Origin of the sequence: Streptomyces sp. NPDC096013, assembly GCF_044763565.1 — a bacterium.
Classification (GTDB): Bacteria; Actinomycetota; Actinomycetes; order Streptomycetales; family Streptomycetaceae; genus Streptomyces.
On record NZ_JBIWGK010000012.1, the window covers coordinates 1 to 15,284 of the forward strand.

At 68.5% G+C, this 15,284-nt stretch carries 16 protein-coding genes and 2 pseudogenes; 4 read left to right on the forward strand and 14 right to left on the reverse strand.

What is annotated here, in order from left to right; all coding sequences use genetic code 11:
* Positions 1–219 (forward strand): annotated as a pseudogene (locus tag ACIRB1_RS32990) (hypothetical protein); the annotation flags it as partial.
* Positions 220–272: 53 nt separating this feature from the next.
* On the opposite strand, the gene ACIRB1_RS32995 reads toward ACIRB1_RS32990, so the two are convergent.
* Positions 273–812, reverse strand: a complete 540-nt coding sequence (locus tag ACIRB1_RS32995) for a YrhB domain-containing protein (protein WP_403467953.1) — start codon at positions 810–812, stop codon at positions 273–275.
* 156 nt (positions 813–968) lie between these two features.
* Here ACIRB1_RS32995 and ACIRB1_RS33000 point away from each other — a divergent pair, with 156 nt between their 5' ends.
* A complete protein-coding gene (locus ACIRB1_RS33000) occupies positions 969–1,172 on the forward strand; it encodes a hypothetical protein (RefSeq protein ID WP_403467954.1) in 204 nt (67 codons plus the stop codon).
* 945 nt (positions 1,173–2,117) lie between these two features.
* Here the strand turns inward: ACIRB1_RS33000 and cutA are convergent.
* The 5 genes and pseudogenes from cutA to ACIRB1_RS33025 form a co-directional block, all read right to left on the reverse strand.
* Positions 2,118–2,441, reverse strand: a complete 324-nt coding sequence (gene cutA / locus ACIRB1_RS33005) for a divalent-cation tolerance protein CutA (RefSeq protein ID WP_403467955.1) — start codon at positions 2,439–2,441, stop codon at positions 2,118–2,120.
* 64 nt (positions 2,442–2,505) lie between these two features.
* A complete protein-coding gene (locus tag ACIRB1_RS33010) occupies positions 2,506–3,360 on the reverse strand; it encodes a helix-turn-helix domain-containing protein (RefSeq protein ID WP_403467956.1) in 855 nt (284 codons plus the stop codon).
* A 6-nt stretch (positions 3,361–3,366) separates the two neighbouring features.
* On the reverse strand, positions 3,367–3,888 hold the full coding sequence (locus tag ACIRB1_RS33015; protein WP_403467957.1) for a DUF6879 family protein: 522 nt from the start codon (positions 3,886–3,888) through the stop codon (positions 3,367–3,369).
* Positions 3,863–4,114: a hypothetical protein gene (locus tag ACIRB1_RS33020; RefSeq protein WP_403468188.1), complete on the reverse strand. Its 252-nt coding sequence runs from the start codon at positions 4,112–4,114 to the stop codon at positions 3,863–3,865. The genes ACIRB1_RS33015 and ACIRB1_RS33020 overlap by 26 nt, the downstream gene beginning before the upstream one ends.
* 3 nt (positions 4,115–4,117) lie before the next feature.
* Positions 4,118–4,357, reverse strand: a pseudogene (locus ACIRB1_RS33025) (transposase); the annotation flags it as partial.
* Positions 4,358–4,722: 365 nt separating this feature from the next.
* On the opposite strand from ACIRB1_RS33025, the gene ACIRB1_RS33030 reads away from it, so the two are divergent.
* Positions 4,723–5,592 carry a GNAT family N-acetyltransferase gene (locus ACIRB1_RS33030; RefSeq protein ID WP_403467958.1) on the forward strand — a complete coding sequence of 290 codons (870 nt, stop codon included), beginning with the start codon at positions 4,723–4,725 and terminating at the stop codon, positions 5,590–5,592.
* Positions 5,593–5,848: 256 nt separating this feature from the next.
* Here ACIRB1_RS33030 and ACIRB1_RS33035 read toward each other — a convergent pair whose 3' ends face one another.
* The gene (locus tag ACIRB1_RS33035; RefSeq protein WP_403467959.1) at positions 5,849–6,445 is read right to left on the reverse strand and encodes an SMI1/KNR4 family protein; all 597 of its coding nucleotides are present in this window, start codon (positions 6,443–6,445) and stop codon (positions 5,849–5,851) included.
* A 494-nt stretch (positions 6,446–6,939) separates the two neighbouring features.
* Here ACIRB1_RS33035 and ACIRB1_RS33040 point away from each other — a divergent pair, with 494 nt between their 5' ends.
* Complete coding sequence (locus ACIRB1_RS33040) at positions 6,940–7,923, forward strand: phosphotransferase family protein (protein WP_403467960.1); 984 nt, start codon at positions 6,940–6,942, stop codon at positions 7,921–7,923.
* A 41-nt stretch (positions 7,924–7,964) separates the two neighbouring features.
* Here ACIRB1_RS33040 and ACIRB1_RS33045 read toward each other — a convergent pair whose 3' ends face one another.
* The 7 genes from ACIRB1_RS33045 to ACIRB1_RS33075 are packed head-to-tail and all read right to left on the reverse strand — an operon-like array spanning position 7,965 to position 15,112.
* Entirely contained in the window at positions 7,965–8,435 is a 471-nt protein-coding gene (locus tag ACIRB1_RS33045; protein WP_403467961.1) for an NUDIX hydrolase, read from the reverse strand.
* A 31-nt stretch (positions 8,436–8,466) separates the two neighbouring features.
* A complete protein-coding gene (locus tag ACIRB1_RS33050; RefSeq protein ID WP_403467962.1) occupies positions 8,467–10,083 on the reverse strand; it encodes a carbamoyltransferase in 1,617 nt (538 codons plus the stop codon).
* Positions 10,083–10,949, reverse strand: coding sequence for a hypothetical protein (locus ACIRB1_RS33055; protein WP_403467963.1), 867 nt, complete (start codon positions 10,947–10,949; stop codon positions 10,083–10,085). Before ACIRB1_RS33055 ends, ACIRB1_RS33050 begins: the two co-directional genes overlap by 1 nt.
* Before the next feature lie 2 nt (positions 10,950–10,951).
* Positions 10,952–11,989: a Gfo/Idh/MocA family protein gene (locus ACIRB1_RS33060; RefSeq protein WP_403467964.1), complete on the reverse strand. Its 1,038-nt coding sequence runs from the start codon at positions 11,987–11,989 to the stop codon at positions 10,952–10,954.
* Positions 11,986–12,897: a sugar phosphate isomerase/epimerase family protein gene (locus tag ACIRB1_RS33065; protein ID WP_403467965.1), complete on the reverse strand. Its 912-nt coding sequence runs from the start codon at positions 12,895–12,897 to the stop codon at positions 11,986–11,988. The genes ACIRB1_RS33060 and ACIRB1_RS33065 overlap by 4 nt, the downstream gene beginning before the upstream one ends.
* The gene (locus tag ACIRB1_RS33070; RefSeq protein ID WP_403467966.1) at positions 12,894–14,138 is read right to left on the reverse strand and encodes a methionine adenosyltransferase; all 1,245 of its coding nucleotides are present in this window, start codon (positions 14,136–14,138) and stop codon (positions 12,894–12,896) included. Before ACIRB1_RS33070 ends, ACIRB1_RS33065 begins: the two co-directional genes overlap by 4 nt.
* Positions 14,129–15,112, reverse strand: coding sequence for a glycosyltransferase (locus ACIRB1_RS33075; RefSeq protein WP_403467967.1), 984 nt, complete (start codon positions 15,110–15,112; stop codon positions 14,129–14,131). The genes ACIRB1_RS33070 and ACIRB1_RS33075 overlap by 10 nt, the downstream gene beginning before the upstream one ends.
* Positions 15,113–15,284: the final 172 nt, after the last annotated feature.

The window sequence follows — 15,284 nt, forward strand, 5'->3', positions numbered from 1 at the left end:
CTCCTCAAACACACCCTCCCCACCATCACCCACCCCGCCACCCTCACCACCCTCAACCTCACCCCCAACATCACCCACCTCACCACCACCAACACAGTCAGCACACAGAGCGGCGACACCAGCGCAGACAGCGACAACGGACACGAAGACAACGACGGCAGCGACAGCGACAGCAACAGCAACAGCGAACCCGAGAAACAGCGGGCTGGGCGAAATTGACCTGGTGCCGGCCAGTGTCGTCGTTATCCGGACTACCAGCCGGCGGCTTGAGCTCAGCCGGCGGTGTCTCGCCCAGGCTGGATGGTGCGGACGCCGAGGACGGGGTCCAGCTCCGGAACGAGGGTCCTGGCAGCGACCGCCACGAGATGAGCCGATGGCGAACCGCTCCGCAGAGCATCTACGTATTCGATGGCCTCCGCGTGCGCAAGCGCCGGAACCTTCCGACGCAGCACATGCATAGCGAAGATCCGACCGCGAGTTGCTGTCGTCTGGCGTAGCTCGTCGTGCAGGTCATCGACCGCCGTTCGCACCGCCATCCCCCGGATACGGGACCGGTAGTCCGACTCCCACGCTCCAGTGACCGCAGACACCACCCCGATCGAATGCAGCCCGCCATCCACACGATCAACGAGAAACGGACCACTACCCACCAGCAGATGGGAAGGATCACCCGTCCGCACATACTCCGCCGACTGGTAAGAGACAACCCACGCCAGTTCGTGCTCTTCAACATGGGCCACCAGCAACTGCCCCGGACACTCACGCTCCAGCTGCAACTCCACCAGCCGGACAGCGAATTCACGGTCAATCACCCAGACACCATCTCCCACCCGCAGAGTAACGACCAGCCGTCCTCACCCACGACTCAGGGCAGAGCTCACCCTGGACAACGGCGACACCCCGGCCATCAGGAACCCTCCCGGGAGACCCGCAGCCGACCTCACGAACACACCACCACACACAAAGCAATGACCGACACAGCCCACAACCTCGCCGACAACTGGATGGCACCCGATCCCAACGCCTGCGTCAAAGTCACGAACAACATCGCCAAGGCGTTCCAGGCCACGCCCCAGAACACCGGCCGCTGGCAGGAACTCACTGACGCTCATTCCCAGATCTACTCCCCGTGCACCCACTCGACGAACACCATCCAAACCGCGCACGCCTGACTGATACAAGGTCACCACCCTCCAAAGCCCAGTGTCCTCATAGCGGCCGGCGTCGGAGGCCAGTGCCAGTGCCAGTGCCAGCTACCGCATCAGCGCGCCAGTCCGCAATCCGTCACCGCTGGCGGACAATCACCACCAGAGCATCACGGCCCACCTACTCCCACCGGGAAACGCAGCCGAAATCATGACCGGCCACGCTCGACCGCCCCCGCGGACGGCGCCGCCCCGCACGTTCACAGGTTCCGCTCCAGACAGCGCCCATACCCGGTTCCGGCAGGCCGACAGGCCAGCAGGGCCATTCCCTTCGTACGCCTGCACACCGGAACCGGCTCGACACTGCCGTAAGGCACGCGACGGCATCCGCCGCGCACCCGGACTTGCAGCGAGACGCCCCGAGACCCGCCCGGGACGCCTCCCCCACAGCTGCCGATTCCCTCTGCCGTCGCAACGCCCAGCACAACCGGCGTCGAACACAATCCACAGTGCCGCACAATGCCACTGCAGCACCACGATGCACCTGCACGGTCAGAGTCACGTAAGACTCAAAGACCCTCCGCACCCAAGAAGCACACAGCACACGACGAGCAGACCTCCCGCAGTCGCATGAGCGGCCCCACCCGGCAGCAGGCCCGCTTCCGCCCACACAAGCCTCTGCAAGCAGGTAACAGGTTCGGCACCCGGGAACAGTCGCTCGGCGGAGCCCCAGCCAAAAGCCTGCGCATCCAGGGCCCAGACGAACAACTCACGCAATACCGGGCCAGCCCGACACATACACAAGGACAGCCAAAGCCCAACACCGTGGGCCATCAGCGGGCGCAGGCCACAGCCGCCGAGCTCCCCGACACCGAGTATGACCTTGCCCCCCACCTGCTGACGTTCGCGACACTATGAAGCGTCCAAGCGCACAGGCCCGGCGAGAGCGAGGCGCTGAGGTGGTGACCTCTACTACGGACGCGTCTCGTCGACGACCCAGGACAAGTACGCCTCCGACCCACCGGTCACAGGCAGCGTGACCCACTGGGGCACGTCGTACGGGTGCCTCTCCTGCAGCCACGCCTCCAGTGCGGGGAGGCGATCCGCCGACGTCATGTAAGAGATCCGCCACTCCTGAGCCGCTTCGACCTTCCCCTGCCACCGGTAGAAGGCCGCGATGGGCGCATCGATGTGAACGCCCGCCGCCAGCTTGCTCTCAACAGCGCCTCTGGCGAGGGACTCCGCCAGCTCCTTGTCGTCACCCGTCGTCTGCGCGATCACGATCTCGGGGTCCATGCGGCTACCTCTCCAGCTCGGGTACCGCGACCCTAACCACTGGATGTAGGAGGCGAGGACGGGGTCAGCTCAGGGCGTCGATGGCCTTCACGATCAGAGCCCGCGCATCAGCCCCGTACACGGCCAGTTCCGTCAGCCGGGCGAACGCCCGCAAGTACATGTCCAGTTCGCCCGGCGCCGTCACGGTCACCTTCGCGGCAAGCAACTCCACATGGATCCGCGAGTCGTCGAACACCGTGAACTGCTCCAGCGGCCACACGACCGCCTCCCGCGCTGCCGTGGCCGGGATGATGCCGAGTGACATTGACGGCAGGGACATAGCGGCCAGCAGGTTGCCGAGCTGGCCGGCCATCACGTCCTGATCGCCGATCCGGTGATGAAGGACGCTCTCCTCGACCAGGGTCGCGAACCGGTGGTCTCCCTCGTGGATCACGCGTGCGCGGCGCATGCGGACCTCGACCGCCTCCGCCACGTCGTCCGGGGTACCGCGGAAGTCCGCGATCGTGCGCATCAGTGCCGTCGCGTAACCGGATGTCTGCAGGTAGCCGGGCACAACGTGGGAGGCGTACACGCGGAACTGGCGGGTGCGCTCGTACAGCCTGGCCGAGGTCTCCGCCAACTGCTTCATGCCGGTCCGCTGGAGCCGCTTCCACTGCAGGTACAGAGAGTCGGCTTGACGGTTGGCGGCGATGAGGTCGTCCGCCTGGCCGTGCGCGCCGCAGGCCGCACACCAGATGCGGATGTCGGCGTCGGCCGGCGCGGTCACGGCGTTCTCGATCCTCGACGACTTGGCGACGGACCAGCCCGCGAGACGGGCGAGTTCCTTGCCGGTAATGCCCGCGTCCAGGCGCAGCTCCCGCAGCCGGGCCGCGAGAGCTGCGCGTGCTTCCTGCACGCCGGGCGTGGGAAATGTGGACATGGACGGTTACTTGACCCTGACCTCGTACTGGTCGTGGGGGGTGGCCCGTTCCCAGATCCGTTCGTATGCGCTCGCGTGCCGGGAGACCGTGCTGCCCTCGTCGCAGAGTTCCTTGCCGATCCATTCGCCGTCACCGGAGAAGTGGTGGATCCGCATCAGGCGCCCGTCGAAGATCCAAAGGTCGGTGCCCGGGACGAGCAAGTCCCACGCGCGGTGCCGGGGAAGCCAGCGCACATCCTCGCCCGCTTCCACGTTGGCGCGGGTCTGGTAGTGCTCCCACGCGATGTAGTCGGTGACCGGCTGGGACACGATCCTGACGCGCCGCACATGCACACCGCGGGCGACAGCGTCCGCGATGTTCTGGTGGTAGGGACGCCACCAGGAACCCCGGTCGTCCCAGTCGACGCGCCGGCCGTCCCGCCAGGCTTCGAAGCGCGGATTGGTGAAGTATGCGTCCCTCATCTCCAGATGGGCGGCGGACTGCCTGGTACCGGAGAGGAGTTCAGCGAACTCCGGAACCGAGCTCATCGCACGCCTTCCTGATGATCGGAATCATACGGGCCGGGACCCTGATGACGGTCTCGCCGCACGGGATCGGCGCCCCAGCCGGGGACAACGCGTCACAGGTCGCGGTCGTCTCGTCGTCGGCCTGGTAGCTCTGGATCAGCAGATCGTCCGTGCTGGTGTCCACCCAGACTGTGGGGCATCCGTCCTCGTCGGTCTCGGGATCTATCCCGACGAACTGAATGTTCATGGTGGCAGTGTCGCGGGGCACCTCTACTTCCACCGGCCCGACGTCGGTCAGCACGGTCTTGGCCCGGCTCCCGTTGCGGGAGTTGCCGCTGCCTCGACCGACAGCATCGTGACGTTCGTAGCCGAGGTGATCGGTGATCTCGCCTTCCAGGGCAGATTCCAGGACCCGCTTGGTCAGCTGCTGCAGCAGCCCGCCCTGCCCGGTCAGCTGCAAGCCCTCCGACCGGGCCCGTTCCACCAGCATCGCGACCAGTTGCTCATCGGACACGGGTGCAGGCTGCCTGGATGGGGCACTCTCGACAGGTTCCACGGTCTCCAACTCCACGGCGGTGTCAGTCACTTGACGTCTCTCCCATGATCGTCGGATCCGCCGTTAGTTTTACACTCCCCCCGCTGGCTATCCGTCCGGCTCTGCCCACCACCCTCGTCGCAACCACGGCGCTCGTCATTGAGATGGATGCCGACGCCTTGATGGAGGGGAGCGCCTGTTCCTCCGCGGCCGGCGACGACAACCCGAACTGACCGAACCCTTCCGGTCATCTGCGCTCAGGCCCTGGCGGATCCGCGTCGGAGCCTGAGCCACGAGCACGAGATGAGTACCCTGAGCACATGCGATTCCGCTGGGACTGGCTACGTCCAGTGGTGTCGGCGCCCTACGTGCCGACGATCGGACCGGTACACCCGTCCGTCCTCACCGAAGACTTGTTCACAGACACCCTGATCGCGGCCTCCACCGACCGCTGGTTCCTGCGCTACGACAAGGACATCCGCTGGTCCGACAGCAAAGACGAGACCGTTCTCGTCGAGCACATTGTTCACCGACCCGGTGAGACATTGATTCCCACGCTGTCCCAGCGAGGCTCCGGCATGGTCAAGGTCCATGTGTACGGCATCGAGCCCGACAGCGTCTACGCCGCCACGGAGCTGGCTCAGAAGCTGGCCGCCGAGCACAGCGCAGGCAAGGCACGGATCGTGCGTTTCCTCGGTCCCGAAGCATCAGACGGGCGCGGTACGCGCATCCAACTCCAGGACTTCAGGACGGCCTTGTGCCTGGCACCCGATGGCCCGGTCCGTCTCTTCGACAAGTGGCCAGCGGGAGTACGAGACACCTTCGCCGCCTTCGCCGAGCAAACGGCAGCCGACGGCTTCACCTTCCTTTACAAGCAGATGCAGGCTGGGACCATCGGCCCGGTGCTGACCGTCGTCGTGGGCGGCGGAGTGGCCGGCGCCATCGGCCCCATGGAGATTCGGCCCGACGCGATCGGCACCCCTCAGTTGATGCCGCAGTACTTCGGCGTCCTCCAGGAGCATCGCGGCAAGGGACTGGGACGTCTTCTGTGGCGTGCCGCGATGTATTGGGGACAGGACAACGGAGCCGCTTACCAGCTCCTTCAAACCGAGGTAGGAGGTCCCTCTGACTGCCTCTGCCAGGCCGAAGGACTCACGTCACTCGGCTTCACTTACTGGCAGACTGCCTGAACCCATGCTCTGTTCTGCCTATATCACAGAGGTCGATTATTGGCTCTGAAAGGCAGGGAAATTAACTCGCAAGTTTTGAGCTAGCACCTGAATACGAAGCGAGCAGGCAAGCTTCGGTTTTAGCTCTTCCGAAGAGAACACGACACGGAGCCTCTTCCATCTTGATCACGAGCAGGTCAGATCAAGCATGTAACACCGCTGGACAGAGCTGATGATGCACGTAGGGCGCATCGCCGCGCACTGCTGGCATTGGGGATCAGTGCCAGAGCAGCCGACCGTCGTGGACGGACGCCCGGTACCCGCGCGTTAGCGCGGTGTTTTCCTGGTCGTGCTCCAGCGCATCGGCTACGGCAGTCAGCAACTCTTCCAGCGATGAGGTGAAGTGCTTGGCGTAACCGGTCTCGCGATAGGCCAGCAGAGGGGCGGTTCCGTCCCGCTGCCCGGCCACCAGGATCAGCCCGTAGTGTGCGTCCGGCTGCACCAGGACGGGTATCCAGGACGGCTTCCACCACTCCTCGTCGCCGATGTCAGCGGCGATGCGAAGGCAATCCTGATGCTGGTTGATGATGCGCTGGCAATCGAGGAATACCTCACCACCCGGGAAGATGCTGGAGTCTATGTGGGGGATGAGCCGGAACCCTCCGGGGATTGGGGCTCTGGAGTCCTTCGCGGTGCTGCCGTTGTTCAGGCGTAGCCAGGATTCGAGGGCCTGGGGTATGCGGAAGCCCAGGATGTCGTTCAGGTGTCGGATGTCGGCATCCGTTGCCGGAGGGTTGAGTGCCTGTGCACTGGCGGGGGCGTTGTTCTCCAGCCATCTGACGATTCTGGTCCACGATGAGGTGACGTCGTCCACAGAAGGCATGAAACTACTTCCGGTATCGAGGGCCAGCGTCGTTGCAAGGGAACAGGCAGCGCGGCTGCGCTGGCCCGGTGCCGTGAGTAAACACGACGACACCAGCGGCGAAGGCGAACCGTTCGAGCTGCGGCTCGGCGGGGGCCTCGCCGAGATCGCCCAACTCCCCGGCGAGGGAGGGTTCGTGTTGGAGGCCACAGGAGCCGACCACACCAGCGGTCAGTCCCCGAGCCGTACGGAAGCCGGATCGAGGCCGCAGCCCACGCCGGCGCCTTCCTCCCCCGGCACGCGGTCCCGGGCGACGACAGCGACGATCACGACGCGGCGCACGCGGGCTGCTTCGAACCCCACCTCGGCCCGGACGGCTACGTCGACTGCGACGGCGTCCCGCTCTGAACCCGCGCGGCGCGAAGCACGCGGGACCACTGCCGACCTGGCGAACAGCGAGCACGTGAGAGCCACCCGGCCCCCGCACAGGCCGTATAAGGAGCGTCATGGACTTCTGCCCTATCCCCCGCGCCCCCGAAGCCTTTCAGCAGCCCGTTACGGCCGAGGACGTCGAAGCGATCGCACTTCGAGCCTTCGGCCGCGCCGTCCGCGTCACCTCGGTGGTCGAGCTGGGAGGGGGCATGTACAACAACACCTACCGGCTCGTGGCGGAAGGCCTCGACGGGCCGGTCATCCTGCGCATCGCCCCCGCTCCGAACCAGCAGTTCGGCAGCGAGCACGAGCTGATGCGCAACGAGTACGCCACCGCCCCCTTCCTCGCACCCATCGCCGACCTCGTTCCGCGGGTCCTGGCCGCCGACTGGTCCCAGGAGATCACCGGCCGGGACTGGATGGTGCAGAGCCACCTCGGCGGCACGCCCGCCCCTGACCGCCTCGACGACTACCCCCGCCACCTCTGGCCGGGGTTCTTCGCCCAGCTCGGCACGATCACGAAGCACCTCCACGCCGTATCCGGCCCGCTTTTCGGGCCCGTCGCCGGCCCCGGCCACGCCACGTGGAGCGAGGCCGTGCTGGCATCCCTGTCCGCCATCGCGGACGATGTCAGCCGCGTCGGGCTGGACGCCTCAGACGTACGCAAGGCCGCCGACCTCGCGGCCGAACACCACAAGGTCCTGAACGAGATCACCGAGCCCCGGCTGCTCACTGGCGATCTGTGGACCGTCAACACGCTGCTCGCTCCCACCCCCACGCCGGTGATCAGTGGCGTTATCGACCTGGACCGCACCCTGTTCGGCGACCCGGCTGCTGACTGGACCATCCGCATGGCCAGCGCGAAGACAGACGAGCGCACTGCCTTCTGGAACACCTACGGCGCCCGTGATTCCTCCCCGGCCGCTATCTGGCGCGCCCTCGTCTACGAAGCCCGCCACCTCGGCGCAGTCCGTCTGGAGCGGTACCGGCTCCACAACAACGACGGAGTGCGCGACACCTACCGTTCCATGGCCGACGTCCTGGCCGAGCTGACCTGACCGCTGCGCGGATGGCACCACTGGCAGCGGGCGGTCAGGAATCAGTCCAGCACGACGGGATGCTGGGGGATGCGGCCAGCACGGACGCGGGCGATCAGCTCGGCAAGGCCTACGGGATAGACCGTCTCCTCGGTGCAGCGCAGGTCGGGAACAGTCCACCAGCGGTATTCGCGGATGTTGTCGGGCTGCGTTGCACGGGCCGGATCGACGGCGCCCGCGTCGACGCGGGCGAGGAAGTACTTCTCCACCTGGCGGACCGGGTGTCCGCCCACCAGGTGGTCCTTGCTGCGCTCGGCAAGCTGCACGCCCAGTTCGACAGCCCGCTCGTCGATACCGAGTTCCTCGTGCAGCTCGCGGAGCGTTGCCGTGGTGTCGTCCTCCCCCGGCTCCAGTGAGCCGCCCGGTGTGGCCCAGAAGCCACCACTCTCGTCGTACCGCAGCAACAGGACGCGATCGTCGGCGTCGACCAGGATGGCGCGGGCAGCTTTCCTCAGCGGCGGGGAGGTCGTCATGTCCTCCAGTGTGGCAGTCCCTGGAAGGGAGTCAGGACCGCTCGACGAGGTAGGAGCCGATACACGCCGCGTCCAGGTCACAGGCCTGGAACGTGGCGAGCGCGTCGGCGGGGCTTTCGACGATGGGCTCGCGGTCGTTGAAGGAGGTGTTCAGGACAACGGGCACGCCGGTGAGCTGGTGGAAGTGCTCGATCAGCGCGCCGTAGGCGGGCGCGGTGGCTGGGTCGACGGTCTGGACCCGGGCGGTGCCGTCGACGTGCACGACTCCGGCGATCTTGTCGGCATGATCGGGGCGTACGGGCGGGGCGAGCAGCATGAACGGGCTGAGCACGTCGAGGTCGAACCAGGCGCCGGCATGGTCGGCAAGGATGCTCGGTGCGAATGGCCGGAACGCTTCGCGGTGCTTGATCCTTTCATTCAGGGCGTGGGAGCTGGCCGTGGTGCGGGGGTCGGCGAGGATGCTGCGGGCGCCCAATGCGCGGGGTCCGAGCTCGCTGCCGCCCTGGAACCAGCCGATGATCTTCCCGTCGGCGATCATCTGGGCGGCCGTGCGGGCGATGTCGCTCTCGCGCCGCCATGTGAACGGTGTCCGGCGGCGTTCGACCAAACCGGAGGGCGGATCGCGGCGCAGGGCCTGCTCGATCTCCTCGCTCGTGTAGTCGCGGCCGAAGTAGTCGCTGGACAGCGGCCGCCGGGGCAGGTCTCCGGTGAACCGGTGCCAGGCATACAGGGCGCAGCCGAGGGCCTGACCGCGGTCGCTGGCGGCAGGCGGGGCGAAGTAGCCGGTGACTGCGATCAGGCGGTGGATCTTGTCGGCGGCGACGCAGTTGAGGGCCACGCCGCCGGCGAAGCACAGGTTGCCCAGCCCGGTCGCGGCGATGGTCTGCTCGGCGAGCCTGCACAGGGCACGCTCGGTCTCGCCCTGGACGTATGCGGCCGCGTTCGTTCCGAGCTCGTGCGCGCCGCGGCTGTCGTACGGGCCGAAGTCGAAGCCGGTCCGTGCCGCGAGATCGGCGATGCCGGGTGCGTGGGTGCGGGTGAGGCGTCCGTGGACCTGGGTGTTGACGACGTCGAAGAGCGGGGCGAGGTAGAGGCTGGGGTCTCCGTACGAGGCGAGCGCCATGGTCTTGCCAGCCTCCTGCTCATGCCAGCCCAGCCAGTTGGTGAACGCTTCGTACGTCGCGCCGATCCCGCCCGCACGCGGTCGGGTGGGCGGGTTGCCGCCGAGACGTTCGATTCCGTCGGGGGTGGCGGCGTAGTGGGTCTCCGTGTCGTTGTTGTTGCCGCCGCCGTCGACGACCAGCACGGTCGCCGTCTCGTACGGGCTGAGGCAGTAGGCGGTGTAGGCGTGGCTGAGGTGGTGGTCGACCGGGGCGATGCGGCTCAGGTCGATCCCTAGATGGGTCAGACCGGTCTCGGTGGGGGCGGGCCGGGTGCGGCCGATGCCGCTGACGGCGACCAGGTCGATGTCGTCGAGGGCGAGGTTGGCGGCGCGCAGGCAATACAGCAGGGACGCTTCCCAGCCGGGGCTGTAGCGGGTGCGGTTGAGTCGCTCTTCGCCGATCGCGACCATCACGGTGTCGGTGATGAGGGCGGCGCCGCCGTCGTGGCCGAGGTTGATGCCGACGACGCAGGGTGTGCGTTTCATCAGGCGGCCCTCCGGTCGGGGTCGGCGAGCGGGTTCCACAGCCGGGTGCGGCCGGCCGGGTCGCGGTGTAGGGCGCCGAGCTGGCACAGCTGGACGGTGCCGCCGCGGTGTTCGATCGCCGGGGTGAAGGGGTGGCCGAATGCTTCCAGTCCGCCCAGGCGCATGTAGGTGTCGGCGAACTGCTCGTCCAGGGACGGCCGGAGGGTGGGAGCGGCGACGGAGGTGAGGCGCCGTGCGGTCTCGGCGGGGCCGACGTCCGCGAGGATGCCTGCGACCTGGGCGAGGACGGCTTCCCGGGTGGCGCCGTCGGTGTCGATGATCACCGGTGGGGTCGGGCACAGCGTGGGGGCAATGTCCGTATAGAAGGTGTGCAGCCGCTCCAGGAGCCCTTGGTCGAACCACTGTTTCCAGCGAGGAAGTTCGGCTACGTTGCCGCGGCGGGCCAGGCTCTGTGCGGGACTCACCAGGAGGATGGCGGTGAGCACGGTCTCGGGGAGTGCGGGCGCGATGCGGCGGGCGTAGAAGTCTCGGGCGGTGCGGTAGGGCAGGGAGTCCTCGGCGCGGGTGGCGTAGCAGTAGGCGAGGGCACCGAGGTGGTTACGGTCGGAGATGAGCAAGCTCGTGGCCGGGTCGACGACCAGGCGTCGCGCGGCGCGGGCCTTGTCGAACTCGTGCCGCAGGAACCAGAGGGTGTGTCCGGCCGGGCTGGGATGCACGGGCATGGACAGGCCCGTCGCCAGGCGAGCGTTGGGTTCGGTGAACCAGACGGTGTCGTCGCCCAGGGCGCAGACCATGTGGGCGAGCAGCGAGGTCTTGCCCGCTCCGGGCGGACCGTCCAGGACCAGTACGGGGGCGTCGTGGGCCACGATCACGTGTCCTTCCGTGCGGTTGTGCCGGTGCGGGCAAGGCCGGCCAGGGCGAGGGCGAGCTCCTCGACGCGCAGTGCGAGGTCGGCGCTGGTCGGCAGGTCGGCCGGGTGCTGGCCGGACAGGCGGGCGTCGACGGCGTTCCACATGGCCGCGAACGGGTCACCGAAGCCGCGCTGGCTGCCGACGGTGGTGGTCACCTGGGTGGCGGCGGCCGTTTCGTAAGGGCGGGCGAAGTCGACTGTGGCAGCCGCCGTCTGGTCGGCGAGATGGATCTGCTCGCGGAAGACCCCGGCCGGGGTGGCGCTGATGACCAGGGTGAATGGCTCACCACTGGGGCCGTGCAGGAGGGCGTGGACGGACTGTCCGGCGGGATCGAGGCCGCACGAGACTGCGGTGGTGCCGGGGACCGCCAGGACGAGAGCGGTCAGCAGGTGGTAGCCCTGCCACAGCAGGATCTGCAGAGCCGTCACCTGGTGCGGCGCGAGGTGGTCGGGGAGGGGCTGGGGAGGGTCCTGGGCGAAGGTGTATGGGGCGAAACCGGGCGGGAGAAGACGACGGCGCGCGGCTTCGTCGACGCCGTCGGCCTTCACCAGCCAGCCGCCGGTGGGCTCGGGTACGTGGGCGAGGGCGGCGTGCAGGGCTGGGTCGTGTGCGCGCATCGCGCCGACTTCCAGCAGCAGGCCGGCGTCCTTGGCCCGGGCGGCGAGCGTGCGGGTCCGTTTCGGGTCGAGGCAGACGGGTTTCTCGGTGACGACGTGGACGCCGGCGTCGAGGGCCTCCTCGATGAGGTCATCGTGCACGCCGGTCAGGATGACCAGGACGTCGGCCTCGCTCAGCAGGTCGCCGACCCGGGTCGCGGTGCGGGGGACGGCGAACCGGCGCTGCGCGCTGCGGGCCCGGGTTACGTCCCGGTCTGCGACGGCGACCACGTCGAACGCGGTGGAGGCCGTGAGCAGTGGGAGGTGGAGGCCGAAGGCGGCGGCGCCGCATCCGGCCACGGCGAGCCGCCATGGCCGGCCAGCAGGGGTGGGGGTCATCGGGGTGCCTCCGCGGGGATCCAGCAGCCGGTGGCCGCGTGGTGGGACTTGCGGGCGATTTCGCCTGCGGGCAGCGCTCGCAGCTTCGGGTTGAACAGCTCCACTGACACCGGCCCGGCGTACCCGGCCTGGGTGAGTGCGTGGGCGAAGCTGCGCCAGTCGATGGCGCCGTCGCCGGGGAACAGACGCCGGCTGTCGGTGAGCTCGCGCTCGGCGCAACCGGCGGGGAGATCGGCGATCTGCACGTGCGTGATGCGGTGCGGGCTGAGGCTGCTGATGTGTGCGGGGTCCGCGCCGGCGGCGGCCCAGTGGAAGGAGTCCACCAGAACACCGGCCGCGTCGGCGGAGGTCTCGTCGAGGAGTTCGGCGAGTTGGGGAAGAGTGCCCAGGACCGGGTCCGGGCCGTCCAGTTCGGGCGGCAGTGCGGCCTGCACGCTGACCGTTTCCACAGCGAGCTGTACGCCGTGTCGGGCGGCGGCGCTGGCGAGTTGGGCGATCCGCACGCGTGCGACGGCCCGTGCCTCGGCGCCGGGAAGCGGGGAGCGGGGGTTGAGGACGGTCGTCGCGACGGTGCACCCCAGTGCCGCCATGGCTTCCAGGCGTTCGTCGAGGCCGTCGAGACAGGTGCGGTAGGTGTCCGGGCCGGACAGCAGCGGGGCGGGCAGGACGGGTCCGGCGGGCAGGATGCCGCTTGAGGCCGCCACGGTCACGCCGAGCTCCTGCAGGAGGTCACGCAGCCGGCTGGTGCCGTGAGCCTGGGCCTGTTGGATGGAGACCTCGACGGTGGGGAATCCGGCTCCCGCGGCCAGGGCGAGGAACTGTTCCAGCGGGATACCGGAGAGGGTGGCCGGGTTGAGGCAGGGCACGAACGGGGGCCCGGCGAGATCGGTGACGCGGTGGGTGTTCACGCGGTGGCCAGCTTGCCGTCGAGGAGCTGCTGGCGAAGCGCCGGCAGCTCCTCCAGCACGTCGGCGACCACGCGCCGGACGCGGGCGGCGCCGATGGGGCTGGTGCCGGAGGCCTGCACGATCGCCTGCCAGGGGTCGGTCAGGTCCCGGCCGGACTGGGAGACCAGGGCGACCGCACAGTCCTGACCGCTCTCCTCGTACAGGCGGCGTGCGACCTCGGCGGCGGCCAGGTTGTAGAGCTTGCCGACGTGGTAGACGGGGTTCTTGCCGGATACGCCTTCGGCGGACCATGGCCTGAGCATGCTGATCAGGCCGTTGGCGCGGTTGCCGCGGCCGACAACACCTTCGTCTCCGGACTCGATCGACGAGCCGGTTGCCGTCAGGTACAGCTCGGGCCTGCTGTCGTTGTCGCGGGTGTTGAGGCAGACGCTCACGTGATGCTGGGGGGCGATCTGGGCGGCGAGTTCGGTGATCAGGTCGCGGGCCTGGGCGCGGCGGGTGATGTAGGTGTCCAGGTCTGCTGTTTCGCGGGCGATCTGCGGTACGCACGCGGTCAGCTGTACGCGCGGGCCGTACCTGACGACCATGAGTTTGATGTCGGTGCCGTACCAGGGGTGTTCGGCGCGGAACGTCTCCTCCGTGAGATGTCCCTCAATGCCCAGGGCTAGTTGTTCGGCGATGCCGAGGGGCCAGTAGGCGACGCCGGCGCTGCTGTCGTTGGAGAACATGCGGTGGCGTTCGGCGAGATCGTCGAGGCTGCGCGGGGCGAACCACCGCTGGCGGGAGGCCTCGTGCTGCGCGGCGGACGGGTCGTGGACGGCTCCGGGGCTAGATGCCTGGCTCAGCCGCGGCCGTACCTCTACCCACCGGTTGACGTCCAGGAGGGGGAGCGCGCTGGCGAGGTAGTCGCGGGCGGCGGTGGTGACGATGTCCGTAACCGGGATGGCGTGGGCGCCGAGGGCGGTGGTGATGCGCCCGTTGACCAGGACCTGGATGGGTGCGGTGAGCTCGCCGTGCCCGAAGGCGACGTCGGCGGCTCCGCCGAGCAGGGACGTCTTGTCGGTGTTGTGGTGCAGGATCGCGCCGAGTTCGTCCAGGCAGTAGCGGCTGTAGGCGCGGGAGATCGCCTCGGCGACACCGTCGGCGAGGGTGTCGGGGTGTCCGGCTCCCTTGCGTTCGACGACTTCGGTGCCCAGCACGGCGGAGGCCGGCATCAGACCGGTGGTCGTTATCACGTCCATGGGAGGGGCTCCTTCGGGGCGTACTGGGCAAGGGCGATGGGACGGCGGCCCAAAAGGCGCAGGCGACCGCGTTCGAGGTGGTAGGCGCCGATCCGCACCAGGTCGCGGGCACCCTCGACGGCGCGCGAGCGGTCCAGGAAGGTCCATCCGGCGGCGAGGCCGACGGCGGCGGCGTGCACGTCCCTGCAGCCGGCCTGGATAGCGGCGGGCTCCACGGTCACGCTCAGGTGCATGCGGGCCACGCATACGCCGTGTCCGGCGCCCTGGCGGACGAAGTAGCGGAGGGTGGTTTCCGGACGGTAGACGGGGTGGGAGGCGCGGGCGGCCGGCTCGATGAGGGTCTGGTGGCCTGCCTGACGGGCCCGGTCGATGAACTCCAGGTCCTCGCAGTCCCCCATCCACCGGCCCCGGCGCCCGAGGTCGGTGCGGAACAGGCCGATGTCCAGCGCGGTCTGCCGGTCGAAGAGCAGGTTGCAGCCGGTGACCCAGTACGGCCACACGGCCATCTCCCGGCCTGCGGGCCACTTCACCGCACCGTGGCACTCACGCAGCGCCGTCGTCAGCGCGGTGATCTGACCGCCGGGGTAGGTGACGTCGGTGCGGCCGCCGACGGCGAACACCTGCTCCTCCTCGATCGCAGCGACGAGGGCGTGCAGCCAGCCGGGGTCGGGGGTGATGTCCGGGTCGGTGATGGCGACGTACCGGCCGCGGGCGGCGCAGATCCCGCGGTTGCGGCCGGCGCTCAGTCCGGGAGTCGGCTCGTACAGCACCCGCACCGCGAACGGCCAGGTGCCGTCGCAGACCGCGTCCGCGATCGGCCGGACGGGGCCGGGCAGGTCGTTGTCGACAACGACGGCTTCCATCTGCGCAGCCGGCAGCGCCTGCACGGCCAGGGCGTCCAGCAGGTTCCGTACGCTCTGGGTGTTCCCGCGGGCACTGACGACCACGGACACCAACGGGGGCGGACCGGGCATGGGCACTCCCTCCTCGCTCGGGGATCGGGGCTGCCGTTCATGTCACCGCGCGCACCCAACTGCCGGGAAGGAAAAGCCTGTTGCGGAGGTGTTGCGGACCGTGCGCCGAAGTTCTGCACAGCACGGGCGGGACTGGCTACGGTGACGGAACATCAGGAGAGCGTGTGGAGGA